The organism is Delftia acidovorans SPH-1 (genome assembly GCF_000018665.1).
GTDB classification, from domain to species: Bacteria; Pseudomonadota; Gammaproteobacteria; order Burkholderiales; family Burkholderiaceae_C; genus Comamonas; species Comamonas acidovorans.
Map to the genome: position 1 here is coordinate 2,653,901 of NC_010002.1, position 25,005 is coordinate 2,678,905.

The following is a 25,005-nucleotide window of genomic DNA, read 5'->3' on the forward strand; positions in this document are numbered from 1 at the left end:
CAGGCCAGGGCATGGTCCGCTAGCGGGAATCGATCAGCTCGGACAAGGCGGCCGCCAGCGGGGAGCGCACCGACGATCGCAGCCACACGATGCCCACTTCGCGGGACGGGCTCGGAGGGGGCAGCGGCCATCGGCGCGTCCTGGCATCCGGCGGTCCCAGCACGGGCCAGTCCGGCAGGATGGAGACACCGAAGCCTTCCGCAACCAGCTGTGCGATCTGCTCGATGCCGTCCAGCTCGAAGCGGACCTTTGGCTTGATGCCGTGGCCCCGCAGGTATTCATCCGCCATTTTTCCTGCCACCACCTTGCGGTCGTACTGGATGAAGGGCTCGCGTGCGGCCGTGAGCACCGGATCGCGCACCTTCATGTCCCGGGGCGCGAGAAGAATCAGCGCCTCGCTGCGCATCAGCCGCCATTCGCAGGTCTTGGGCATGGCGAAGGCCGGGTGCACAAGGATGGCCGCATCCAGATGGCCGGCCTGCACCTGGTCCAGCAGCAGTGAGGAGGTGCCGGGTTCGATGTAGACGCGCACGGCCGGATGGGCGCTCATCCACCGGCGCAGCAGCGGGGGCACGAGGCCCATCAGCGCCGTGGGCGTTGCCCCCAGCCTCAATGGGCCTGCGGGAAGCTCGGTGGCCGAGGCGGCCGACCTCAGGTTCTCCACGGATTTGAGCACCTCCCGCGCATGCTCCACGATCCGGGCGCCCACGACGGTGGGCCGCACCGTCCGGCCCACCCGCGTGAGCAGTGCGCAGCCCACGTCGGCCTCCAGCGCACGCATCTGCTGGGCCACGGTGGTGGGCGGCAGGTCCAGCCTGCGCGCGGCGTCGGCCATCGAGCCGCAGTCCACGACGGCAATGAAGCTCTGGAGAAAGCGCGAATCCATGCGACGCATTTTGCGTCATCTGAACCATGGGACACCATCTTTGTTGCAGATCTCCTGAAGCGCAAAGTTCGCTCGTTCCCGCTTCCAAACCATGTCAGGAGAGCACATGCCCCTCATCGAATCCATTGAAGTCTGCGTTGCCCGCGTGCCGCTGGACAAGGTCACCTACCTGTCGAACCGCACCGTGGTCGACCGCCACTACGGGCTGGTCAAGGTCCGCAGCAGCGACGGCGTCGAAGGCATCGGCTTTTGCTATGTCGGCAATGCGGCGGGCGAGCTGTTCCGCGTAGCGGTCGAGCAACTGCTCGGTCCTGTGCTGCTGGGCCGCGATTGCCTGGCCGTCGAAGGGCTGTGGAAGGAGATGTACCAGGAGGCGCTGCTGCAAGGCCGCATGGGCACCGTGATGCGCGCACTGAGCGCACTCGACATCGCGCTGTGGGATCTCAATGCCCGCACCGCCCAGCTGCCGTTGCACAAGTACCTGGGCGCGGTGGAGCTGGACACGGTGCCGGCCTATGCCAGCGGCGGCTACTACGTGGACGGCAAGACCGCCGGCCATGTCGGCGAGGAGATGGCCGGCTATGTCGAACTGGGTTTCAAGGCGGTCAAGATGAAGACCGGCCGCTGGTCGCCCCAGGGCGAGGAGTCGCGCGTGAAGGCGGCGCGCGAGGCCATCGGCCCGGACGTGGAGCTCATGCTGGACTGCAACAACGGCTGGGTGGACACCGTGCAGGCCATGCAGTACCTGCGCCGCATGGAGGCATACGACCCCTATTTCATCGAGGAGCCGTTCAGCCCCGACGATGTCGAAAGCCACGCCCGCCTGGCAAAGCTCACCCGCATTCCCGTGGCCACCGCGGAAATCGGCTATGGCCGCTGGTACCACAAGCATCTGCTCGACATGGGCGCCGCATCCATCCTGCAGACCGACGCCGCAGTCTGCGGGGGCATCACCGAGTGGAAGCGCATCGCAGCCATGGCGGCGGGCTATGGGCTGCAGATGTGTCCGCACTGGTTCCACGATGTGCACGCGCCGCTGGTGGCCGCGACCCCCAATGCGCGCTATGTCGAGTTCTTCTGGGATGACCAGGTGCTTAACTTCCGCCGCCTGCTGGACCGCCAGCTGGCGCAGGAAAAGGGCCGTGTCGTGCTGCACCAGACGCCGGGGCTCGGCTTCAATTTCGACGAGGCGCAGGTGTCCCGGTTCGGCCGCTGGACCTCGGTGGCGTAAGACCGCCGCCAGCCCATCATCCAAGGAGACAAGCCATGCAACGCAGACAGTTCCTGACCTCGGCCGCCGCAGCCACCGCCCTGCATGCCCATCCGGGCTTTGCACAGGCCAGGCCGCCAGCGGGCCCGGTCAAAATCCTCGTCGGCTTCTCGGCAGGCGGCGGCACGGACATCCTGGCGCGGATCATCGCCAACCGGCTCAACCAGCTGTGGGCCATTCCCGTCATCGTCGAGAACCGGCCAGGGGCGGCGGGGCTGATCGCCGCTGCCGAGGCCGCCAGGGCCGCGCCCGATGGGCAGACGCTCATGATGGGCCACATCAATGCCCTGGGCATTGCCCCTGCGCTCAATCCCAGGCTCGGCTTCTCGCCGGAGCGGGACTTCTCCGCCATCGCCCTGGTGGGCCAGACCCCGCAGGTCCTGGTTGCCAGCCCCAAGGCTTCCGCCACCATGCAGGGCCTGCTGGCCGCATTGAAGCAAAAGCCGGGGGAGGTCAGCTTCGGCTCCTCGGGCACGGGGTCGGCCCAGCATCTTGCGCTGGCGCTGTTCGAGCAGACTGCGGCGGTGTCCGCGCTTCATATCCCGTACAAGGGCGCGTCGAACGTGATGACGGATCTGCTGGGCGGCCAGATCGACTACGCGTTCGAGGGGATGACCACGGCGGCGCCCTTCATCAAGGGCGGAAAAGTCCATGCAGTGGCTCAGACGGGCGTGAAGCGCGCCAAGGCCTTCGCGGAGATTCCCACGGTGGCGGAGCAGGGCTATACCGGGTTCAACGCGAGCATCTGGTTCGGCCTGGTGGGCCCCGCAAGAATGCCTGCCGATCTCGTGGCCCGCATCAATGCGGACGTCAACCGCATCCTGGCCATGCCCGATGTGGTGGCCAAGCTCGAAGAGTTCGGCGCAGAGGATGGAGGGGGGACGCCGCAGCGCTTTGACGCCTTCATGCGCGATGAACGGGCGAAGTGGGCCCGGCTGATTCAGGCGCGCGGAATCAGGGTGGAGGGCTGAGGCGGGGTGCCGAGGTGGCCCGGCGCGGTCCTCAAATCGCCTCCAGAAAAGACCTCACCAGCAGGCTGTCGCTGCGCTCGCGCATGCAATAGACATAGGTGGTGGTGCTGGCCGGGTCGCCCGCGATGCGCAGCGGGCGAAAGCGCGGGTCGGGGATGAATTCGGCTTCGGACACGGCGCCCAGTCCCAGGCCGCGCGCCACGGCTTCGCGTATGGCTTCGCGGCTGCCGATCTCCAGTTCGGTGCGCGGCTGCACGCCGGCGGCCTGCAGCACCGATTCCAGCGCGGTGCGCGTGGTCGAGCCGTGCTCGCGCAGCAGCAAAGGCTGGCCCTGCAGTTCGGACAGCGCGATTTCGCTGCGCCGCGCGAAGGGATGGGCCACATGGGCGAACAGCACGATGGCGTGGCGCGCGTACTCGCGTGCCAGCAGCTCCGGGCGGTCGTAGAGGCCGGCGAGCACGGCCACATCGGTGTCGTAGCGTTCCAGGTCGGCCAGCACCTGCTGCGAGTTGCCCATGCGGATGGACAGCTGCATGCCCGGGTGCCGTGCGCGGTAGGCGGCCACCATCTCGATCACATGGAAGGGCCCCACGGCGCCGATCTTGAGCTCGCCCTGGTGCAACTGCCCCGAGTCGCGCAGGAAGAACTCGGCCTCGGCCTCCAGCGCCATGATTTTCTGCGCCATGGACAGCAGTCTGGCGCCTGCGCCCGTGAGCGTCATGCGGTAGCCGCGGCGGTGGAACAGCTCGATCTGGCTTTGGCGCTCCAGCGTGGCGATCTGGGTGGAGATGGTGGGCTGGCTCACGCCCAGTGCGCGGGCGGCGGCGCTGAGGCTGCCGTGGTGGGCGACGGCGATGAAGGCGCGGTAGCGGGCGTTGCTCACGAAAGTCGGTATCTCAAGGTTTTGTCTATGGATGCTGTCAAAACCGATTCTGAAACTTTCACATGGCAGAAATATGTCGCTCCTAGCATTCAGCCATCCCCACCCGCCTGGCGATTTGGCCGGCGATTCACGGATCCACCGATCTGCCGATGTGCCCGACCTGATGCAAAGGAACCCTCCCATGAAGATGAACCGCAAGACCTGGCTGCGCCATGCCGCAGCCGTGCTGGCCCTGGCCGCCACCGCCACCACCGCTACCACTGCCGCCTTTGCCCAGAGCGCCGAGCTGCGCGTGGGGCTGATCCCCTCGGAGGACGCGCAGGCCATGATCCGCGCCAGCCAGCAGGTCATGGACCAGCTGGCCACCCGCACCGGCATGAAGGTGCGGCCCTTCGTGGCCAATGACTACAACGGCGTGATCGAGGCGCTGCGCTCCAACAAGATCGACATCGCCTTCCTCGGCCCGTTCTCGTACGTGCTGGCCAGCCAGGTGGCGGACGCCGAGGCCTTTGCCGTGGCCGTGACCAAGAAGACGGGCAAGAGCGCGTACCACAGCATGGTGATCTCCCGCAAGGACAAGGGCCCGGCCAGCGTGGCCGATCTCAAGGGCCGCAGCTTTGCCTTTGTGGACCCGACCTCGGCGTCGGGCCACCTGTTTCCCAAGGCCGGGTTGATGGCCGAGGGCTTCGATGCGGACAAGGGCTTTTCGCGCGTGATCTTCTCGGGCTCGCACGACGCCAGCATCATGGCCGTGGCCAACGGCAAGGTGGATGCGGCGGCCGTGGCCGATCGCATCTTCGACTCGGCCGTGAGCAAGGGCCTGGTCAAGCGCGAGGACTTCCAGATCGTCTGGCGCTCCCAGCCCATTCCCGAGTCGCCCATGACCTGGCGCAAGAACCTGGACGCCGGCACCAAGCAGAAGGTGGCTGCGGCCCTGGCCGAGGTCAAGGACCTGCCCTGGGGCGACCAGGGTGTGCTCGACGGCTTCGCGGCCACGGATGACAAGGCCTACGACGTGGTACGCCAGACGGCCAAGGCGCTCAAGCTCGACCTGGGGAGCATGAAATGATCCGCATCCGCCAATTGCGCAAGAGCTATGGCAGCAACCATGTGCTGCATGGCATCGACCTGGATGTGCAGCCCGGCGAGTTCGTCGTCATGCTGGGCCTGTCGGGGGCCGGCAAGTCCACGCTGCTGCGCTGCATGAACGGCCTGGCCCGCGCCGACAGCGGCACGCTGGAGGTGGGCGGCATGGACCTGATGCTGGGCGGCGGCAGGCACAGCCGGCGCGAGCTGGCTCGCCACGTGGCCATGGTCTTCCAGCACCACAACCTGGTGCCGCGCCTGTCGGTGCGCAAGAACGTGCTGACCGGGCGCCTGGGCCAGACCGGCACCCTGGCCTCGGTGCTGCAGCTGTTCCGCGAAAGCGATATCCGCCTGGCCGACCAGTGCCTGGAGCGCGTGGGCCTGGCCCACAAGGCGCTGGAGCGCACCGAGGCGCTGTCGGGCGGGCAGATGCAGCGCGTGGGCATTGCCCGCGCGCTGGCCCAGCAGCCCCAGGTCATCCTGGCCGACGAGCCCGTGGCCAGCCTGGACCCCAAGACCGCGCGCAGCGTGCTGCAGTACCTGCGCGATGCCACGCGCGAACTGGGCATTGCCGTGGTCTGCAACCTGCACCAGGTGGACTACGCGCGGGAGTTCGGTGACCGCGTGCTGGGCCTGGCCCAGGGCCGCATGGTCTATGACGGATCGCCGCAGGCGCTGGACGAGGCCGCGCTGCAGGCCATCTACCATGCGCAGCCCACTGCAGGTCAAGGCGCAGGGCAGGGCGCAGAACCGGACACACCTCCGGGCACGGCGGCCATAGGGCCTGCCGGCCTGCATGCGCAGGCGCCGGTGCCTGCCTCGTGGATGCGGGCCAGCGCGCCCGCAGGAGGACTGTGATGACCAGCGCCAATTCCTGGAGCCCCGAGCCGCGCGACCGCTGGCAATGGACCGCGCCGCGCCCCCACGGCGCCCTGGGCTGGACCGGCTATGCGGCTGCGGCCCTGGCCATCGCCTGGGTGCTGCACTGGAGCGCGGGCGGCGCGCAGATGAGCTGGGGCGAACTGGCGGCAGGCATGCCCCAGATCGCAGACTTCGTGGCGCGCTCCGTGCCGCCGGACTGGAGCATGCTGCCGCGCCTGATGGCGCCCGCGCTGGAGACGGTGCAGATCGCCATCTGGGGCACGCTGCTGTCCGTGGTGCTGGCGCTGCCGCTGTCCTTCATCGCCGCCAGCAACCTGCATGGCTGGCACTGGCTGCGGCGCATCACGCGGCAGTTCCTGAACGTGGTGCGCAGCATCAACGAGCTGATCCTGGCGCTGGTCTTTGTCTCGGCCGTGGGCCTGGGGCCGTTTCCCGGCGTGCTGGCCCTGGCCCTGCATGGCATGGGCATGCTGGGCAAGTTCTTCGCCGAGAGCATCGAAGAGATCGACGACGGCCCGCTGCAGGCCCTGCGCAGCGCAGGCGCCACGCAATTGCAGCTCATCGTCTTCGGCGTGATACCGCAGGCCATCACGGCCTGGATCGCGGTCGTGCTCTACCGCTTCGAGGTCAACCTGCGCTCGGCCACGGTGCTGGGCATGGTGGGCGCGGGCGGGTTGGGGTTCGAGCTGGTCGGCAGCCTCAAGCTGTTCCGCTACCAGGAGACGGCCACCTGCATCGTGGTCATCACCGTGATGGTGATCGCCGCCGATCTCGTCTCCCACTGGCTGCGCCGCCGCATCCAGCAGGGCACCCGCCATTGAGGGCTGCGCTTTTCCCGGCGCCCCCGTTTCATTCAAAGGACCGATTTGTGTGGACCTATCACAACCCCGTTGCCATCCATGCCGGCCCCGGCCGCCTGGACCGCCTGCCCGAGCTGCTGGCCGGGCGCGACTGCCTGCTGGTGACGTTTCCCGAGGCCGAATCCCTGGGCCTGGTGCAGCAGCTGCGCCAACGGCTGGGCAGCCAGCTGCGCGGCGTGGTGGACGGCATTGCGCCCAACCCCGATGTGCAGTGGCTGGCCCCGCTGTATGACCGCGTGCACCGCGAATACGCCGAGGTCCCGTGCATCGTGGCCCTGGGCGGCGGCAGCGCCATCGACTCGGCCAAGGCGCTGATGTGCGCCACGCCCACGCGGCGTTTCGGCGAGCTGTTGCAGGCCCTGGAGCAGGGGCTGGCCCTGCCGGCCGCAGGCCACAAGGCGCTGATCGCCATCCCCACCACGGCCGGCACGGGCAGCGAGGTCACGCCCTGGGCCACGATCTGGGACCAGGCCGCTGGCCGCAAGCACTCGCTGCACCAGCACTGGACCTGGCCCGAGGCCGCCATCATCGACGCGCAGCTCATGCAAAGCCTGCCGGCCGGCGCCACGCTGGCCTCGGGGCTGGATGCGCTGTCGCATGCGCTGGAGTCCATCTGGAACCGGCACCGCAATCCCGTCTCCACCACCTTGGCCGTGGGCGCCGCGCGCCGCACCCTGGCCACGCTGCCCGCGCTGATGCAGGACCTGGGCAGCCTGCCGCTGCGAAGCCGCATGGCCGAGGCCGCCCTGATGGCCGGCCTGGCCTTCTCCAACACCCGCACGGCGCTGGCGCATTCGCTGTCCTACGACATCACGCTGCGCCATGGCGTGGCCCACGGCATTGCCTGCTCGTTCAGCCTGCCACTGGTGCTGGAGATGGCCCTGGGCGCCGACGACCAGGCCGACGCGGCCCTGCTGTCCATCTTCGATGCCGCCACGGGCGAGCTGGCCGTGCAGCGCCTGCGCAACTTCCTCGAAGGCCTGGGCGTGGCCACCGATCCCGCCCACTACGGCGTGCCTGGGGATGAGTGGCAGCAGCTGCTGCAGTCGGCCGCATCCGGCCCGCGCGGGCGCAATTTCATCCGCACGCTGGAATGAACAGGCGCGTGCGGCCCTCTTCTGTTTGAACCTCTTTCCTAGTCAAAAAGCACCATGAACCACACCACCGTCTCCACCGCCGCCGCCGATCTGTCGCCGCTGCAGGCCGTCATCTTCGACTGGGCCGGCACCCTGGTCGATTTCGGCTCGCTGGCGCCCACGCAGATCTTTGTCGAGGCCTTTGCCAGCTTCGGCATCACCATCACCCTGGCCCAGGCTCGCGGCCCCATGGGCCTGTCCAAGTGGCAGCACATCCACGAGCTGCTGCAGGACGAGGGCATCCGCGCGCAATGGCACAAGGCCTTCGGCCAGCAGCCTGGCGACGCCGACGTGGATGCCATCTACGCCCGCTTCATGCCCATGCAGATCGCCAAGGTCGGTGAGTTCTCGGCACCCATCGAAGGCGCCCCCGAGCTGCTGGGCTGGCTGCGCGCGCAGGGCCTGAAGGTGGGCTCGTGCTCGGGCTATCCGCGTGAAGTCCTGAACCAGCTGCTGCCCCAGGCAGCGGCCAACGGCCTGGCTCCCGACCATGTGGTGGCCGGCGATGAAATGGCCGCAGGCGGCCGCCCCGGCCCCTTCATGGCGCTGGCCAATGTGCTGGCGCTGGGCATCGGCGACGTGCGCGCCTGCGTGAAGGTGGACGACACCGTGCCCGGCATCGAGGAAGGCCGCAACGCCGGCATGTGGACCGTGGGCCTGACCCTGTCCGGCAACGAAGTCGGCTACTCCCCCGCCGAACTGGCCGCCGCCCCCGCCGAAGAAGTGCGCGAGCGCGTGGCCCGCGCCGAGGCCAAGCTGCGCGCAGCCGGCGCCCACCACGTGATCGCCAGCGTGAAGGACCTGCCGCAGGTACTGGAGCGTATTGCGCAGGACATGCGTGCGGGGCGCATGCCTGGGTGAGACGCGCCCGTTCTATGGTCTTGTGCCCAATCTTTGAAACTGGCGCGCTCCAACCCAGGGACAGCAAGCAAGGGCCGCCCCGCAGCGAGGCTGTCGTCCCCCTTTCAGGGGGAAGGCGCGAAGCGCCTCAGGGGGTACTCAACTGCTCTGCATGATGGCGCAGATGGTCATCAATGAAGCTCTGGATGAAGTAGTAGCCGTGGTCGTAGCCGCCGTGGCGGCGCAGCGTCAGCGGCTGGCCGGCCTGGGCGCAGGCGGCCTCGAAGGCTTCGGGCAGCAGCTGCTTTTCGATCAGGAACTTGTCGGCCAGGCCCTGGTCCACGAGGATGCCGGTCGGGTAGGGCGCCTGGGTCTGCGCGGCCATCAGGCAACTGGCGTCATGGGCTTCCCAGGCCTTGCGGTCATCGCCCAGATAGCCTGAGAAGGCTTTCTGGCCCCAGGGGCAGTTGACGGGGTTGGCGATGGGCGCGAAGGCCGAAAGGCTCTTGAAGCGGCCCGGATGGCGCAGCGCCAGCGTGAGCGCGCCGTGGCCGCCCATGGAGTGGCCGAAGATGCCCAGCCGCTGCGCGTCAATGGGCAGGCGTGCGGCGATCAGCGGCAGCAGCTCGCCCAGCAGATAGCTTTCCATGCGCCAGTGCAGCGCCCAGGGCTTGGCCGTGGCATCCAGGTAGAAGCCCGCGCCCACGCCGAAGTCCCAGGCATCGGCCTCGCCGGGCAGCCCTGCGCCGCGCGGGCTGGTGTCGGGCGCGATCAGCGCAATGCCCAGCTCGGCGGCCAGGCGCTGGGCGCCGGCCTTGGTCATGAAGGTCTCTTCGGTGCAGGTCAGCCCAGCCAGGTAGAGCACGGCGGGCACCTTCTCGCCGGCCACGGCCTTGGGCGGCAGGAAGACCGAAAACTTCATGTTCAGGCCGATCTCGGCGGAGAAATGCTCGTAGAAACGCTGTGCGCCGCCGAAGCAGGCATGGGCGTTCTTGAGTTCCAGGGGCGGCAGTGCGGACATGGTGTTCCTCAAAAAGAAAAATGCTACGGGCACCTTGGCAAGCGGTGCGTGCAGCATTCAAAGATGGGAGTTGATACGCTATACACGGTCAACGGCCCATGAAACTGGCGCTGCCCAGGCGAGAGGCGCCGAGCAAGAGCCGCCTCGCGGCGGGGGCGCCCAGCCGAGGGCGTCGTCCCCCTCCCTCGCGTAGCGAGTAGAGAGGCGCCGTGCAACGGGGGAAGGCGCGCAGCGCCTCAGGGGGAGCTTCAGTACACGACGACGGAGCGGATGGACTTGCCTTCGTGCATCAGGTCAAAAGCCTCGTTGATCTCCGGCAGGCCCATGGTGTGCGTGACGAAGGGGGCCAGCTGGATCTCGCCGCTCATGGCCTGCTCGACCATGCCGGGCAGCTCGCTGCGGCCCTTGACGCCGCCGAAGGCCGTGCCCAGCCACTTGCGGCCCGTCACCAGCTGGAAGGGTCGTGTGGAGATTTCCTGGCCCGCGCCGGCCACGCCGATGATGACCGACTGGCCCCAGCCGCGGTGCGCGCATTCCAGGGCGGCACGCATCACGTTGACGTTGCCGATGCACTCGAAGCTGTGGTCCACGCCCCAGCCCGTCATCTCGACGATGACCTGCTGGATGGGCTTGTCGAAATCCTTGGGATTCACGCAGTCGGTGGCGCCAAAGGTGCGGGCCAGGTCGAACTTGGAGGGGTTGGTGTCCACGGCGATGATGCGGCCGGCCTTGGCCAGCTTGGCGCCCTGGATCACGGCCAGGCCGATGCCGCCCAGGCCGAACACGGCCACGGTGTCGCCTTCCTGGACCTTGGCGGTGTTCTTGACGGCACCCAGGCCCGTGGTCACGCCGCAGCCCAGCAGGCAGACCTGCTCGGGGTTGGCATCGGGGTGGATCTTGGCCAGCGAGACTTCGGCGACCACGGTGTACTCGCTGAAGGTGGAGCAGCCCATGTAGTGGTAGATGGGCTCGCCGTTGTACGAAAAGCGCGTGGTGCCGTCGGGCATCACGCCCTTGCCCTGGGTGGCGCGCACGGAAACGCACAGGTTGGTCTTGCCGCTCTTGCAGAACAGGCATTCGCCGCATTCGGCGGTGTACAGCGGGATGACGTGGTCGCCGGGCTTGACGCTGGTCACGCCTTCGCCGACCTCGACGACGATGCCCGCGCCTTCATGGCCGAGCACGGCGGGGAAGATGCCTTCCGGGTCGTCGCCCGACAGCGTGAACGCATCGGTGTGGCAGACGCCGGTGTGGGTGATCTTGATCAGGACCTCGCCCTTCTTCGGGGGGGCCACGTCGATCTCGACGATCTGCAGGGGTTCTCCAGCCTTGAAGGCGACGGCGGCTTTGGATTTCATGGGCGTGTCTTTCTGTCGGGGTGGCTCAGGAACGGCAGTGCGCGCGCTCCGCGAAGCCTTGAATGTAGGCCATGGCTGGGCGGCCCGGCCGCATCATGGCCGCAGCCCCAGGTGATATGTCCGAATCTGAGGGGTGTGGCCGGCTTCGGCCGGGCCTGCTGGCCGTGGGTGCTTGCGTCTTTTCGTATAGTCCGCCCCATTCTTTCCACCCTGACCGCCTCCGAGCCCGTCGTTTCCCATGGACCACCGCCACGCCAGCGCCCACCGCATCGATCTTGTCGTCTACCCCGGCTTCAAGGCGCTGGAGGCCATAGGGCCCATGTCGGTGTTCGACTATGCCAACGTGCACCTGCGCGCGCGCGGCCAGAGCGACGGCTACGAGGTGCGCGTGGTCTCGCAGCGGCAAGGGCCCGTGCGCTCGGACACGCTGATGTCGCTGGAGGCCACGCATACGCTGGCCGGGCTGGAGGCCGCAGGCATGGGCTGCACCGTGGTCGTCGTGGGCTCGCGCCATATCGAGCAGGTGCTGGGCGGCTCGGCCGAGCTGGTCGCCTGGCTGGGCCGCGTGGCGCCGCGTGTGCAGCGGCTGATTGCGCTGTGCTCGGGCAGCTTCTTCCTGGCCGAGGCGGGCTTGCTGGACGGCCGGCGCGCGGCCACGCACTGGAGCGTGACGGCGCAACTGGCACAGCGCCATCCGCGCGTGCAGGTCGATGCCGATGCCATCTACCTGCGCGAGGAAATCCGCGATGGCGCAGGCAGCCGCCAGCTGTGGACCTCGGCCGGCGTGACGGCCGGCATCGACCTGGCGCTGGCCGTGGTGGAGGAGGATTTCGGCCACGCGCTGGCGCTGGAGGTGGCGCGCGACCTGGTCATGTACCTCAAGCGCCCCGGCGGGCAGTCGCAGTTCAGCGTGCCGCTGGCGGCCCAGGCCGCGCAGCACGGCGGCGTGCAGGCCGTGCAGCAGTGGGTGATGGCCCATCTGGCCGAGCCCCTGACCCTTGCGCAAATGGCCGAGCAGGCCCATATGAGCGAGCGGCACCTGCGCCGCGTGTTCCAGCAGGAAACCGGGCAAAGCCCCACGGCCTTTGTGGAGAGCGCGCGGCTGGAGGCGGCCAAGCAACTGCTGGAAAGCCAGGCCCATCTCCCACTCAAGACCGTGGCCGCGCGCGTGGGCCTGGGCTCGGAGCAGGCGCTGCGCCACCTGTTCGTGCGCCACCTGGGCATTACCCCGGTGGCGTACCGGGATCGCTTTGGCGGGCGAGGCGGCGCGGGCTGAACCGGAAACGCTCAGTTCTTTTTTGCGGACTCGGCTGCTTCGGCGGCCGCGGCGCGCAGCTTGTCCTTCTTGCTGGGGCGGCGGCCCTTGATGCCGCCGTTGCCGTCCTGCGCCACCGGAGGCGGCGGCACGGGCTCGGTGGGCTCGAAGCCCGGCAACTGCTCCAGTTCAAGGTCCAGCTGGTTGCGCTTGCAGATCAGCGCCCAGTGCGCCTGGTCGGCCGGCGTCACGAAGCTGATGGCCGTGCCGTCCTCGCCCGCGCGGCCCGTGCGGCCGATGCGGTGCACATAGTCGGTGGCCGAGCGTGGCAGGTCGTAGTTGACGACCAGGGGCAGCTGGGTGATGTCGATGCCGCGCGCCGCCAGGTCGGTGGTGATCATCACCTGCCAGCGCTTGGCCTTGAAGTCGGCCAGCGCTTCCTTGCGTGCGCCCTGGCTCAGGTCGCCATGGAAGGCCGTGGCGAAGATGCCGGCCTTGTAGAGCTTTTCAGCCACCAGTTCGGCCGTGTGGCGCGTGGCCACGAAGACCAGGGCACGTTCGAGCGTGACAGGGTCGGTGCCCGCAGCGGTGTCGCCCTGCACCAGCTGGCGCAGCAATTGCGTGCGGCGCGCGCGGTCCACGGCAATGGCGCGCTGGGTGATGCTTTGCGGGCTGGCGGCATCCTGGCCTTCGGCGGCATCGACGCGGGCCTGAACGGGATCGTGCAGCAGGCCCGTGGCCAGCGATTGCACGGCATCGGGATAGGTGGCCGAGAACAGCAGGGTCTGGCGTTGCTTCGGCAGCAGGGCCAGCACGCGCTGCAGCTCGTCCTGGAAGCCCAGGTCCAGCAGGCGGTCGGCCTCGTCCAGCACCAGGTGGCGCACGGCGGACAGGCGCACGGCGTTGTGCTCCACCAGGTCCAGCAGGCGGCCCGGCGTGGCCACCAGGAAGTCGGCACTGCCGCGCAGCATCATCATCTGCGGATTGATGGACACGCCGCCATAGACCACGCCGATGCGCGGCGGCTGCTTGAGCGCGCGGCCCAGGTCGGACAGCGTCTCGCCCACCTGCTGGGCCAGCTCGCGCGTGGGCACCACGATCAGCGTGGTCAGGGTTCGCACAAAGCCGCCCTGGGCACCCTGGGCCTTGCCGCCATCCATCCAGCGCTGCAGCAGCGGCAGCAGGTAGGCGGCCGTCTTGCCCGAGCCCGTGGGCGCACAGGCCCAGAGGTCGCGGCCCGCAAGCACGGGGGCGATGGACTGGGTCTGTATGGGCGTGGGATCGACCAGGCCCAGGTCTTGGAGGCTGGAGACCAGCGCCGGGCTCAGGCCGAGGGAGGCAAAGTTCATGGTGTGCAGGAAGTGCTGGTGCCGCAATCCCCTGGGGCGGTGATTCGGCCGTCATGGGAGGGCAGGGGGCGCATTGTCGGCGAAAGCGGCCGTCCCTGGGTGCGCGGGGGCATGGCGGGCCTCAGGGCTGCGCGCTGCCGGGCCGCTTTGCGTCCGCAGCGTGCGGCGGCACCATGGCATCCAGCCGCGCAGCATCCCATCCGCCGCCCAGGTCGCCGATCAGCGTCACGGTGCTCACCAGTTGCTGCAGCCGCACGTTGAGCCGGGACTGCTGGTTGCTGATCTGCGTGGCCTGGGCAGTGGCCAGGGTGGTGTAGTCCACAGTGCCGGCTTCGTACTCGTTCAGCGCGATGCGCGCGCTTTGCGTGGCGTCCTGCACGGCGGCGTCCAGCACCTGGTGCTGCTGTTGCAGTATGCGAAGTGACGACAAATCATTTTCCACATCCTGCAACGCCGTGAGCACGGTGCCGCGGTAGCTGGCCACCGATGCATCGTACTGGGCGCGCGCCTCGTTCAGCTGCGCGCTGCGCGCGCCGCCATCGAAGATGCTGGCGGCCAGCGATGCGCCCAGCGACCAGATCAGGTTGCTGGCGCCGAGCGCACCCGCCAAGCCGCCGGCGGCCGACAGCGTGACCGAGGGGTAGAAGGCCGCATGCGCGACGCCGATGGCCGCGTTGTCCGCCGCCATCTGGCGTTCGGCGGCGGCAATGTCGGGGCGCCGCTGCAAGAGCGTGGACGGCAGGCCGACGGGCACGTCCGGAAGATCCGGCATGGTGGGCGCGGGGGCGATCTGCATTTCTTCCGGGGTCTTCCCCACGAGGACGGCGATGGCGTGCGCATACTGGGCGCGGGCCATGCCCACGGCCACGAGGCTGGCCTGGGCAGTCTCCAGCTGGGTGCGCGCCGCATACAGGTTGGAGGGCGGCACGGTGCCCGCGCTGTCCTGCTCGGTGACCACGCGCAGGCTTTCGCGGTAGGAGTCCACGGCGCGCTGCAGCAGGCGGGCGTTCTCGTCGGACACGCGCAATTCCATCACCGCCGTGGCCAGCGCCACCTGCGCGGACAGCGTTGCGTTGGCCAGGGTGGCCGCGCTCACCTGGGCCAGCGCCTGGCTCTGCTGCACGCTGTCGCGCACTTGGCCCCAGAGGTCGGGGGACCAGCTCACCGCCGCCTGCACGGACTTGCTGGTGGCCGGGCCCCCGGAGCCGGCCTGCTGGCGTGACGCGGAGGCGTTGATGCCCAATGTAGGGAACAGCGCTGCGCGCGCTGCCTGGATGGCGGCCGTGGCTTTCTGGTAATTGGCATACGCGAGCCGCACGTTCTGGTTGGAGACGGCCACCTGGGGGCCCAGTTCGTCGAGCAGCGGGTCGCTGAAAGCCGTCCACCAGTCGCCCTTGGGGCCCTCGGCGTCGGGCCGTGCCTGCGTCCAGCCTGGCAGTTCGCTATAGGCCGCGGGCAGTTCCATGGCCGGCTTTACATAGGCCGGCCCGCTCGCGCAGCCGGCCAGAACGGCGGCGCAGAGCGCGGCGGTCACGGTGCGGGGAAAACGGGGGCTTGTCATGGCAGGGACTCCTCTGCGCGGTTCCAGGGCATGCGCCAGGCCGAGCGCGCCAGGCGCGCGCGCAGCCGGTCGAGGAAGAGATAGATCACCGGCGTGGTGTAGAGGGTGAAGACCTGGCTCAGGATCAGCCCGCCCATCACCGTGATGCCCAGCGGCTGGCGCAGCGATGCGCCCTGTCCTATGCCGATGGCCAGCGGCACCGCGCCCAGCACGGCTGCAGCCGTGGTCATCATGATGGGCCGAAGCCGCAGCACGGCGGCGCCGTGGATGGCCTCGCGCGCATTCCTGCCGGCCATGCGCTGCTCCTGTATGGCGACGTCCACCATCATGATGCCGTTCTTCTTGACGATGCCGATCAGCAGGATCACGCCGATCATGGCGATCACCGAGAACGGCGTGTCGAAGATCAGCAGCGCCAGCGTGGCGCCTATGCCGGCCGAGGGCAGTGTCGAGAGAATCGTCAGGGGATGGATGGCGCTTTCGTAGAGCACGCCCAGCACCAGGTAGACCGTTGCCAGGGCCGCAAGGATCAGCAGCGGCACCGCGCCCACGGACTGGGCGTAGGCCTGGGCCGCACCGGCAAAAGAGCCGTGGACCGTGGCCGGCATCCGGATCTGCGCGACCGCCTCGTCTATGGCCTGCTGCGCCTGGCTCAGCGAGCCGCCCTGTGGCAGGTTGAAGGAGATGGTGGCGGCCACCGTGCCGCCCTGGTGGTTCACCTGGGTGGCCGTGTGGCTGCTGCTCCAGGTGGCCAGCGCCGACAGCGGCACCATGGTCTCCGCCGCCGTGGCGACGGCGCTGCCGCTGGAGCTGCCGCCGCGGCTGTTGGAGATGGCGTTGTTGAGCAGGTTGGCCTGGGCGCTGCCTGCGCCTGTGGTGGTGGCACCTGTGGCGCCCGTGGCGTGATAGACCGTGATCCCCGAAACCAGCCTGCCCGACATCTGCGTCTGCTGCGTGCCTGCGGAGTTGGCGGCGGCCGTGCTGAGATAGATCTGGTCCAGGGCCTCGGGCGACTGCCAGTAGCGCGGTGCGTACTCCATGACCACGAAATACTGGTTGCGCGGGTTGTAGATGGTGGAGACCGTGCGCTGGCCGAAGGCGTCGTAGAGCACGCTGTCGATCTGGTTGGGCTGAAAGCCGTAGCGCGCGGCCATGGCGCGGTCCACGGTCACGAAGGTCTGCAGGCCGTGTTGCTGGAGGTCGGAGTTCAGGTCGAGCAGCCTGCCGGGCTGGCTGCCCAGCTGTTCGAGCAGCCGGGGCACCCAGACATTGAGCGTCTGCGCGTCGTCGCAGGTCAGCGTGTACTGGTATTCGGCGGCCGACTGCCGCCCGCCGATGCGCAGGTCCTGCTGCGCCTGCAGGAACAGCCGGGCACCGGACACCGCATTGAGCCGGGGCCGCAGGCGGTCCACCACCTGCGAGGCCGACAGGCCGCGCTGGGACAGGGGCTTGAGCTGGATGAAGACATTGGCCGAATTCAGCGCCCGCCCACCGGTGAAGCCCGCCACCGCCTGGACGGCGGGGTCGTCCTGCACGATCTGCTGCAGTTGGGCGAGTTTTTTCTCCATGGCGGGGAACGAGATGCTCTGGTCCGCAATGATCTGCCCGATCAGAATGCCCGTGTCCTGCTCGGGAAAGAAGGTGCCCGGCACATGGCGCAGCAGCGCCACATTGCCGGCCACCAGCAGCACCAGCACGATGCCCGTGAGCAGCGCATGGTCGAGCACCGCGTCCAGCGACCGGCTGTAGCCTTGCCTGAACCGCTCGAACCCGGCCTCCAGCGCCCTGCGCACCCGGGTGGGCGGGCGGTCCAGCGACTCGCGCGTGAGCAGGTAGGCGCACATCGTGGGCGTGACGGTCAGCGAGACCACCAGCGACAGCAGGATGGCGATGGACAGCGTCATCGCCAGCTCATGGAACAGCAGCCCGACGATGCCCGGCATGAGCAGGATGGGCAGGAACACCGCGATCAGCGACAGGCTCATGGACATCACCGTGAATCCCACCTCTGCGCTGCCGCGCAGCGCCGCCTCCCTGGGAGGCATGCCGTCCTCCATGTGCCGCATGATGTTCTCCAGCACCACGATGGCGTCATCCACGACGAAGCCCGTGCCGATGGTCAGGGCCATGAGCGAGAGGTTGTCTATGCTGTATCCCAGCAGGTACATGGGCCCGAAGCTGCCGACGATGGACAGCGGCAGCGCCACGGCCGGGATCAGCACGGCGCGTGGCGAGCGCAGGAACACGAAGACCACGCCGATCACCAGCAGGACCGCAATGAACAGGGTGCGCTCGGTATCCGACACCGAGGCGTTGACCGACTCCGAGCGGTCCAGCACCAGGGCGAGGCGGATGTCCCCTGCCAGACTGGCCTGCACCACGGGCAGCACTGCCCGGATCTGCGCCGCCGTCTTGACGATGTTGCTGCCCGGCATGGGGTAGACGATGACCAGCACGGCCGACTTGCCGTTGTAAAGGCCGGCGTTGCGCAGGTTCTCGTTGGAGTCCTGCACGCTGGCCACGTCCGACAGGTGCACGGCTGCGTTGTTGCGGTAGGCGATCACCAGGTCGCGGTAGGGCGCGGCCTTGGAGATCTGGTCGTTGGACAGCACCTGGAAGCGCTGCGGCCCTTCATCCAGATGGCCCTTGGCGCTGTTGGCGTTGGCTGCGCCTATGGCCGCGCGCACGTCTTCCAGCCCGATGCCGTAGCTGGCCAGCTTGCCGGGCTCCAGCTCCACGCGCACCGAGGGCAGGGCACCTCCGCCCAGCGTGATCTGGCCCACCCCGCTCAGCTGCGACAACTGCTGCTGTATCACCGAGCTGGCCGAGTCGTAGAGCTGCGCCTTGGTCAGGGTGTCCGAGGTCAGCGCGAGCACGGCCACCGGCGTGTCTGCTGGGTTGAACTCGCGGTAGGTGGGATTGCTGCGCAGCGTGCTGGGCAGATCGCCGCGCGCGGCCTGTATCGCGGCCTGCACGTCGCGCGCCGCGCCATTGATGTCGCGCGACAGCCCCAGTTGCACCACGATGGAGGAGGAGCCCACGCTGCTGACCGAGGTGAGCTGGGTGACATCGGCAATGGTGCCCAGCCGTCGCTCCAGCGGCGCGGCCACCGTGGAGGCCATGGTTTCCGGGCTGGCCCCCGCCATGCTGGCCTGCACCACGATCACGGGGAAGGTGACGTTGGGCAGGGGCGCCACCGGCAACTGGAAATACGCGAGCACGCCCGACACCAGCAGCGCCAGGGCCAGCAGGCTGGTCGCGACGGGTCGCAGGATGAAGGGTGCGCTGATGTTCATGGCGTGGCCTCCGGCGGCGGCAGCGTGGGCGGCTCGGGCCCGTCGCCACCGGTGTCACGCCCCTCACGCCCCTCACGTCCGTCTCGACGGAAGCGGCGTGCCATGCGGTCGAAGAACAGATAGATCACTGGCGTGGTGAACAGCGTCAGCACCTGGCTGAACGCCAGGCCGCCGATGATGGCCAGCCCCAGCGGACGGCGCAACTCCGAACCCGTTCCGGTGCCCAGCAGCATGGGCAGCGCGCCCAGCATGGCCGCGAAGGTGGTCATGAGGATGGGCCGAAAGCGCAGCAGCGATGCCTCGAAGATCGCGTCGCGCGGCGGCTTGCCCTGCTCGCGCTCGGCCTCCAGCGCGAAGTCCACGATCATGATCGCGTTCTTCTTCACGATGCCGATGAGCAGCACGATGCCGATGATGCCGATCACATCGAGATCCTTGCCTGCGAGCATCAGAGCCAGCAAGGCGCCTATGCCCGCCGACGGCAGCGTGGACAGGATGGTGACCGGATGGATGTAGCTCTCGTAGAGTACGCCCAGCACCACATAGACGGCCACCAGTGCTGCAATGAGCAGGTAGACCTCGCTGGACAGCGAGTCCTCGAACGCTGCCGCCGCGCCCTGGAACGCAGTGGTGACGGAGCCTGGCAGCTGCGCCCCCGCGAAGGCCTTGCGGATGTCGCTCACCGCCGTGCTCAGCGATGCGCCGGGCTTGAGGTTGAACGATATCGTGGCGGCCGGGAACTGCCCCAGGTGTGAGATGGACAGCGGCACGCGCGTGATCTGCAGCTTGGCGATGGCGCTCAGGGGCACCTGCCCGCCGCTGGCCGTCTGGCTGGGCAGATAGAGGTTGCCCAGGGATGTCACATCAGGCAGCGTTTCCGGCTTGGCCACCAGGATCACACGGTACTGGCCTGCCTGCTGGAAGATGGTGGAGACGATGCGCTGGCCCAGCGCGTCATACAGCGCGTTGTCTATGGTGGCGGCCGTGATGCCATAGCGTGCGGCCAGTTCGCGGTTGACTTCCACGTTCACGGCCAGGCCCAGGTTGTCCAGATCGCTGCTCACATCGCTGAGCGAGGGGATTTGCCGCAGTTGCTGCATGAGTGGCGGCACGTACTGCTGCAGTATCTCGCGGCTGGGTCCCCGCAGCGCGAAGCTGTACTGGTTGGGCGATACCGTGGTATCCAGCGTCAGGTCCTGCTCGGGCTGCAGGTACAGGTGGATGCCCGCCACGCCGGCCACCGATTGCTGCAGCCTGCGCGCCACGTCGGCGGCGGAGCTGCTGCGCTGGTCACGGTCCTTCAGGTAGATCAGAAAGCGCCCGTTGCTCAGTGTGGTGTTGATGCCGTCCACGCCCACATAGGAGGTGAGGCCCCGCACGTCGGGGTCCTTGAGAATGGCACCCGCCAGCGTCGCCTGGCGCTGTTCCATGGCCTTGTACGAGACGGAGTTGTCCGCCACGCTGATGCCCTGGATCACGCCCACGTCCTGCACCGGGAACAGGCCCTTGGGAATGACCACATAGAGCAGAACCGTGACCAGCACGGTGACGGCGGCCACAAGCAGGGTCAGCGTCTGGTGGTCGAGCACCCAGGCCAGGCCGCGTTCGTAGCCCGCCAGGGTGCGGTTGAACAGGCCCTCGCTGGCCTTTTCGAAGCGGCTGGGCCTGCGCTGCGGCGTCGCCCGCAGGATGCGGGCGCACAGCATGGGAACCACGGTCAGTGAGACCACGGCCGACAGCCCGATGGTCACGGCCAGCGTCACCGCGAACTCGCTGAACAGCCTGCCGATGACGCCGCCCATGAACAGCAGCGGGATCAGCACCGCGATCAGCGAGATGGTGAGCGAGAGAATGGTGAAGCCGATCTGGCCCGCGCCCTTGAGCGCGGCCTGCAATGGCGGCATGCCTTCTTCAAGGTAGCGCACCACGTTCTCGATCATGACGATGGAGTCGTCCACCACGAAACCGGTGGCGATGATCAGGGCCATCAGCGAGAGGTTGTCGATGGAGTAGCCCAGCTCATACATCAGCGCCATGGTGCCGATCAGCGAGACCGGCACCGAGATGCTCGGGATGATGGTCGCCGGCAGGTTGCGCAGGAACACGAAGATCACCGCCACCACCAGCGCCACGGCCAGCACCAGCTCGAAGGCCGCGTCGTTGACGGAGGCTCGGATCATGCCCGTGGAGTCCTGCGCCACCGTCACTTCCATGCCTGCGGGCAGGGTGGCGCGCAGGCCGGGCAGCAGGCGCATGATCTGGTCCACCGTCTTGATCACGTTGGCACCGGGCTGGCGCTGCACATTGAGCACGATGGCCGGCGTGCCGTTGTACCAGGCACCGCGCTCCACGTCCTGCGCGGCCTGGCTCACGCGCGCCACGTCGCGCAGATGCACGGGGGCACCGTTCTGGTAGGCCAGCACGGTGTCCAGATACTGCTGCGGATCGCTGATCTGGTCGTTGGAGTTGATGGTGTAGTCCAGGGCTTCGCCGTCGAAATTGCCCTTGGGCTGGCTCACGTTCACATTGGCCAGCAGCGTGCGCAGGTCGTCGAGGTTGAGGCCATAGGCGGCCAGCTTCTGCGGATCGGCCTCCACGCGGATGGCCGGCACGTTGCCGCCCGCGCTGACCACCAGACCCACGCCCGCGACCTCTGAAATCTTAGCGGCCAACCGGCTGTTGGCCACGTCCTGCAGCTGCGTGAGCGACATGGACCGGGAGGTCACCGCCAGCGTGAGTATGGGCTGGTCCGCCGGATTGACCTTGGCATAGGTGGGCGGGGCGGGCAGGCCCGTGGGAAGAAAGCTGGCCGCCGCATTGATGGACTGCTGCACGTTCTGCTGGGCCACGTCCAGGCTCTGCGCCAGATCGAACTGCAGCGTGATCACCGATGCGCCAGCCGAACTGTACGAGGTCATCTGCTGCAGTCCCGGGATCTGGCCGAGCTGCACCTCCAGCGGCGCGGTGACCGTGGTGGACATCACGTCGGGGCTGGCACCGGGGTAGAAGGTCTGTACCTGGACCGTGGGGTAGTCCACGCTGGGCAGGGAAGAGACCGGCAGGAAACGCATGGCCACCAGCCCCACGACCACCATGGCCAGCGTCAGCAAGGTGGTGGCGACCGGGCGCAGGATGAAGGGGCGGGAAATGTTCAGCATGGAACGCTCGCTGTGGTTCGGGCCAGCGCGGTGCGGAGTGCTCGGCGCATCTCAGCGGGCAGGGGCAGGGGCAGGGGCCGGTGCCGGCGTGCCTACCGTGTCCGCTGCCTTGGCCGCCTGAGGTGCTGCGCCCTGCAGCGCCACGCGCGCTCCGTCGCTCAGCCGGTCCACGCCATCCACCACCACGGTGTCGCCAGCCACCAGGCCCTGGGTGACCACGGTGTGGCTGCCATCGGCGGGGCCTGTGGCCACCTTTCGTACCGTGACCGCGTTGCGATCGGCATTCACCAGGAAGACGAAGCTGCCTGGTGCGCCGGTCTGGATGGCGGCCGTGGGCACGAGCACCACGTCCTTGAGCGTGTCCACATGCAGGCGCACGTTTACGAACTCGTTGGGAAACAGCGCCTCGTCATCGTTGGCGAACCGGGCCCGAAGCGTCACCGTGCCCGTGCCGGTCGCCATCTGGTTGCCGATGGCGTACAGCGTGCCGCTGGCCACCTGCCGGCCGTTGTCGCTGCTCAGGGCCACCACGGCCAGCGGTTCCCCCGAGTGGAAGCGCTGCAGCACGCGGTCCAGCGAGGCCTGCGGCACGTTGAACTCCACCGTCGTGGGCTTGATGCTGGTGATGACGGCGATGCCGGGCTGGCTGGAGGCCGTCACATAGTTGCCCGGATCGACCAGCCGCAGTCCCACCCGTCCTGCAACGGGCGCGGTGATGTGGCACAGGCTGATGTTGAGCCGGGCCTGGGCGATGGCGGCCTGGTCGGCCTTGATGGCGGCCTGCTGCTGCTGCACTAGGAACTGCTGGTCTGCATAGGTCTGCGGCGCGATGGACTTGCGTTCGTTGAGCTGGGCATAGCGCTGCAGGTCGGCCTGTCCCTGCGCGAGAGCCGCCTGATCCTTGGCCAGTTGGGCTTCGGCCTGCTGGCGCGTGATCTCGTACTGGCGTGCGTCAATCTGTGCCAGGAACTGGCCCTTGCTGACCATCTCCCCCTCGCGGTAGCCGACCTCGGTGAGATAGCCGCTGAGCTGGGGCAGCACCGTGACCGTGGACTCGGGGGTCACCGTCCCCAGCGCGGAAAGCATTTCGGGCATGTCTCCGCGCGCGGCCGTGGCCACGCCCACGGACTGTGCCTGCGGGCGGCGCGCCGATGAATGCGCGCCTTGCAGATGCACCCAGACCGCCGCTCCGATGGCGATGAGGATGAGCAATGCAATGATCCAGGCGAGCGGGCGGCGCTTGCCTGGCCGCTGTTGCGATGGTGGTGGGGGCACGGTGTCCTGCATAAAACCTCGCGCAAAGTCTGACGGCAGCATATGTTCGCCATGCACTGCTCGTTTTGTAGGCCAATGCCAGATTTGCGGGCTATTTACAGTGCGCCTGGGGCTTTCGGTTCAAAGGTATCGAGTGAATGGACATGCAGATGTGTCTCATCGATCAGCAAGTGCGCCCCATTGGCCTTCGGGTTCCTGTAGCTGTTGAGCGAAGACCGGGCCGTGTTGGCATCGGTCTGGTGCACGACGATGCCGGTGATGGCGGCGGTCCGCTTTCCTCTCTCGATGGCGGGGCTGCGCGCATTCTTGACGCGCGCATGGATGAGCATTCCGTCCTTGTTGATTTCGACAAGCATGTGAGTCCCGGGGTTGCGTTGAATGGCAGCGGGCATTGCGCTGCGGCTCCATCCCGTTTGAGGGAGGGTCAACGGCCACCTTAAGGTGGATAGGCTCAATCAATGGGCATGCCACGATAGGGAAAATGGTGTTCCTAGGACTGGTGCGGCCTTCTGGAGCGGTGGGCTCGCAAATGAAAAAAGCCCCATGCAAAGGCATGGGGCTTTTGGGTGCCGGGCCGCTGAGGCCCGGACCTGCGATCAGCGCTGGCCGATCGGCTTGACGTCGCGGGACACGGAGCCCGTGAACAGCTGGCGGGGACGGCCGATCTTGTACTCGGGGTCGGCCATCTGCTCGTTGAGCTGGGCGATCCAGCCCACGGTGCGGGCCAGGGCGAAGATGCCGGTGAACAGGTTCACGGGCACGCCGATGGCGCGCTGCACGATGCCGGAGTAGAAGTCCACGTTCGGGTAGAGCTTGCGCTGCACGAAGTAGTCGTCTTCCAGGGCGATCTTCTCGACTTCCTTGGCCAGTGCGAACAGGGGGTCCTTTTCCAGGCCCAGTTCGGCCAGCACTTCATTGCAGGTTTCCTGCATGAGCTTGGCGCGGGGGTCGTAGTTCTTGTAGACGCGGTGGCCGAAGCCCATCAGCTTGACGCCGCTGTTCTTGTCCTTGACCTGTTCCATGAACTCGCCGACCTTGGCAACGCCGCCGTTGGCCTGCAGGTATTCCAGCATGTTCAGGCAGGCTTCGTTGGCGCCGCCGTGGGCAGGGCCCCACAGGCAGGCCACGCCGGCCGAGATGGCGGCGAAGGGGTTGGTGCCCGACGAGCCGCACAGGCGCACGGTGGAGGTGGAGGCGTTTTGCTCGTGGTCTGCGTGCAGGATGAAGATGCGGTCCAGCGCGCGCTCGACCACGGGGTTCACCTTGAACTCCTCGCAGGGGTTGCCGAACATCATGCGCATGAAGTTGCCGGCGTAGCTCAGGTCGTTCTTGGGGTACATGTACGGCGCACCGATGCCGTACTTGTAGGCCATGGAGACCAGCGTGGGCATCTTGGCGATCAGGCGGATCGCGGCGATGTCGCGGTGCTCGGCGTTGTTGATGTCCATGTTGTCGTGGTAGAAGGCCGACATGCCGCCGACCAGACCCGTCAGGACGGCCATGGGGTGGGCGTCACGGCGGAAACCACGCAGGAAGAACTGCATCTGCTCGTTGACCATGGTGTGCTTGGTCACGCGCTCGACGAAGTCGGCCTTCTCGGACTCGTTGGGCAGCTCGCCGTACAGCAGCAGGTAACAGGTCTCGAGGTAGTCGCAGTTCTTGGCCAGCTGCTCGATGGGGTAGCCGCGGTACAGCAGCTCGCCCTTGTCGCCATCGATGTAGGTGATGGCGGACTGGCACGAGGCGGTAGAGAGGAAGCCCGGGTCATAGGTGAACATGCCGGTCTGCGCGTACAGCTTGCGGATGTCCACCACGTCGGGACCGACGTTGCCCTGGTAGACGGGCAGCTCGACGCTGGGAGCGCCGTTGCTGAATGACAGCGTTGCTTTGTTGTCTGCGAGTTTCATTTCCAAACTTC

The 25,005-nt window shown here is 67.8% G+C and carries 18 protein-coding genes and 1 pseudogene; 8 read left to right on the plus strand and 11 right to left on the minus strand.

The window, feature by feature from the left end:
• Positions 1-19: 19 nt before the first annotated feature.
• Positions 20-886, minus strand: coding sequence for a LysR family transcriptional regulator (locus tag DACI_RS12015; RefSeq protein ID WP_043781293.1), 867 nt, complete (start codon positions 884-886; stop codon positions 20-22).
• Positions 887-992: 106 nt separating this feature from the next.
• Here DACI_RS12015 and DACI_RS12020 point away from each other — a divergent pair, with 106 nt between their 5' ends.
• Positions 993-2,117, plus strand: coding sequence for a mandelate racemase/muconate lactonizing enzyme family protein (locus tag DACI_RS12020; RefSeq protein ID WP_012204325.1), 1,125 nt, complete (start codon positions 993-995; stop codon positions 2,115-2,117).
• Positions 2,118-2,152: 35 nt separating this feature from the next.
• Positions 2,153-3,127, plus strand: a complete 975-nt coding sequence (locus DACI_RS12025; RefSeq protein WP_012204326.1) for a Bug family tripartite tricarboxylate transporter substrate binding protein — start codon at positions 2,153-2,155, stop codon at positions 3,125-3,127.
• Between the two features lie 31 nt (positions 3,128-3,158).
• On the opposite strand, the gene DACI_RS12030 is transcribed toward DACI_RS12025, so the two are convergent.
• On the minus strand, positions 3,159-4,010 hold the full coding sequence (locus tag DACI_RS12030; RefSeq protein ID WP_012204327.1) for a LysR substrate-binding domain-containing protein: 852 nt from the start codon (positions 4,008-4,010) through the stop codon (positions 3,159-3,161).
• Between the two features lie 181 nt (positions 4,011-4,191).
• On the opposite strand from DACI_RS12030, the gene phnD reads away from it, so the two are divergent.
• The 5 genes from phnD to phnX are packed head-to-tail and all read left to right on the plus strand — an operon-like array spanning position 4,192 to position 8,835.
• The gene (gene phnD / locus DACI_RS12035; protein WP_043781298.1) at positions 4,192-5,079 is read left to right on the plus strand and encodes a phosphonate ABC transporter substrate-binding protein; all 888 of its coding nucleotides are present in this window, start codon (positions 4,192-4,194) and stop codon (positions 5,077-5,079) included.
• The gene (gene phnC / locus DACI_RS12040) at positions 5,076-5,954 is read left to right on the plus strand and encodes a phosphonate ABC transporter ATP-binding protein (RefSeq protein ID WP_012204329.1); all 879 of its coding nucleotides are present in this window, start codon (positions 5,076-5,078) and stop codon (positions 5,952-5,954) included. Before phnD ends, phnC begins: the two co-directional genes overlap by 4 nt.
• On the plus strand, positions 5,954-6,799 hold the full coding sequence (phnE, locus tag DACI_RS12045; protein WP_013803443.1) for a phosphonate ABC transporter, permease protein PhnE: 846 nt from the start codon (positions 5,954-5,956) through the stop codon (positions 6,797-6,799). The genes phnC and phnE overlap by 1 nt, the downstream gene beginning before the upstream one ends.
• Before the next feature lie 47 nt (positions 6,800-6,846).
• Positions 6,847-7,935, plus strand: a complete 1,089-nt coding sequence (psrA, locus tag DACI_RS12050) for an iron-containing alcohol dehydrogenase PsrA (RefSeq protein WP_012204331.1) — start codon at positions 6,847-6,849, stop codon at positions 7,933-7,935.
• Between the two features lie 54 nt (positions 7,936-7,989).
• Positions 7,990-8,835 (plus strand): phosphonoacetaldehyde hydrolase, encoded by an 846-nt coding sequence (gene phnX / locus DACI_RS12055; RefSeq protein ID WP_012204332.1) that lies wholly within the window; start codon positions 7,990-7,992, stop codon positions 8,833-8,835.
• A 127-nt stretch (positions 8,836-8,962) separates the two neighbouring features.
• Here the strand turns inward: phnX and fghA are convergent, their stop codons facing one another.
• Together fghA and DACI_RS12065 are read right to left on the minus strand one after the other, a co-directional pair.
• The gene (gene fghA, locus DACI_RS12060; RefSeq protein WP_012204333.1) at positions 8,963-9,835 is read right to left on the minus strand and encodes an S-formylglutathione hydrolase; all 873 of its coding nucleotides are present in this window, start codon (positions 9,833-9,835) and stop codon (positions 8,963-8,965) included.
• Positions 9,836-10,083: 248 nt separating this feature from the next.
• The gene (locus tag DACI_RS12065) at positions 10,084-11,193 is read right to left on the minus strand and encodes an S-(hydroxymethyl)glutathione dehydrogenase/class III alcohol dehydrogenase (RefSeq protein ID WP_012204334.1); all 1,110 of its coding nucleotides are present in this window, start codon (positions 11,191-11,193) and stop codon (positions 10,084-10,086) included.
• A gap of 238 nt (positions 11,194-11,431) precedes the next feature.
• On the opposite strand from DACI_RS12065, the gene DACI_RS12070 reads away from it, so the two are divergent.
• Complete coding sequence (locus DACI_RS12070; protein WP_012204335.1) at positions 11,432-12,469, plus strand: GlxA family transcriptional regulator; 1,038 nt, start codon at positions 11,432-11,434, stop codon at positions 12,467-12,469.
• Between the two features lie 11 nt (positions 12,470-12,480).
• Here DACI_RS12070 and DACI_RS12075 read toward each other — a convergent pair whose 3' ends face one another.
• From DACI_RS12075 to DACI_RS12105, 7 genes and pseudogenes are all read right to left on the minus strand, one after another.
• Complete coding sequence (locus tag DACI_RS12075) at positions 12,481-13,797, minus strand: DEAD/DEAH box helicase (RefSeq protein WP_012204336.1); 1,317 nt, start codon at positions 13,795-13,797, stop codon at positions 12,481-12,483.
• A gap of 121 nt (positions 13,798-13,918) precedes the next feature.
• On the minus strand, positions 13,919-15,358 hold the full coding sequence (locus DACI_RS12080) for an efflux transporter outer membrane subunit (protein WP_012204337.1): 1,440 nt from the start codon (positions 15,356-15,358) through the stop codon (positions 13,919-13,921).
• Positions 15,355-18,654: an efflux RND transporter permease subunit gene (locus DACI_RS12085; RefSeq protein WP_012204338.1), complete on the minus strand. Its 3,300-nt coding sequence runs from the start codon at positions 18,652-18,654 to the stop codon at positions 15,355-15,357. The genes DACI_RS12080 and DACI_RS12085 overlap by 4 nt, the downstream gene beginning before the upstream one ends.
• Positions 18,651-21,809: an efflux RND transporter permease subunit gene (locus DACI_RS12090; RefSeq protein ID WP_050771885.1), complete on the minus strand. Its 3,159-nt coding sequence runs from the start codon at positions 21,807-21,809 to the stop codon at positions 18,651-18,653. The genes DACI_RS12085 and DACI_RS12090 overlap by 4 nt, the downstream gene beginning before the upstream one ends.
• A 54-nt stretch (positions 21,810-21,863) precedes the next feature.
• Positions 21,864-23,099, minus strand: a complete 1,236-nt coding sequence (locus tag DACI_RS12095) for an efflux RND transporter periplasmic adaptor subunit (protein WP_050771835.1) — start codon at positions 23,097-23,099, stop codon at positions 21,864-21,866.
• A 143-nt stretch (positions 23,100-23,242) separates the two neighbouring features.
• Positions 23,243-23,479 (minus strand): annotated as a pseudogene (locus DACI_RS12100) (peptidoglycan recognition protein family protein); the annotation flags it as partial.
• 204 nt (positions 23,480-23,683) lie between these two features.
• A complete protein-coding gene (locus DACI_RS12105) occupies positions 23,684-24,994 on the minus strand; it encodes a citrate synthase (protein ID WP_012204342.1) in 1,311 nt (436 codons plus the stop codon).
• Between the last annotated feature and the right edge of the window lie 11 nt (positions 24,995-25,005).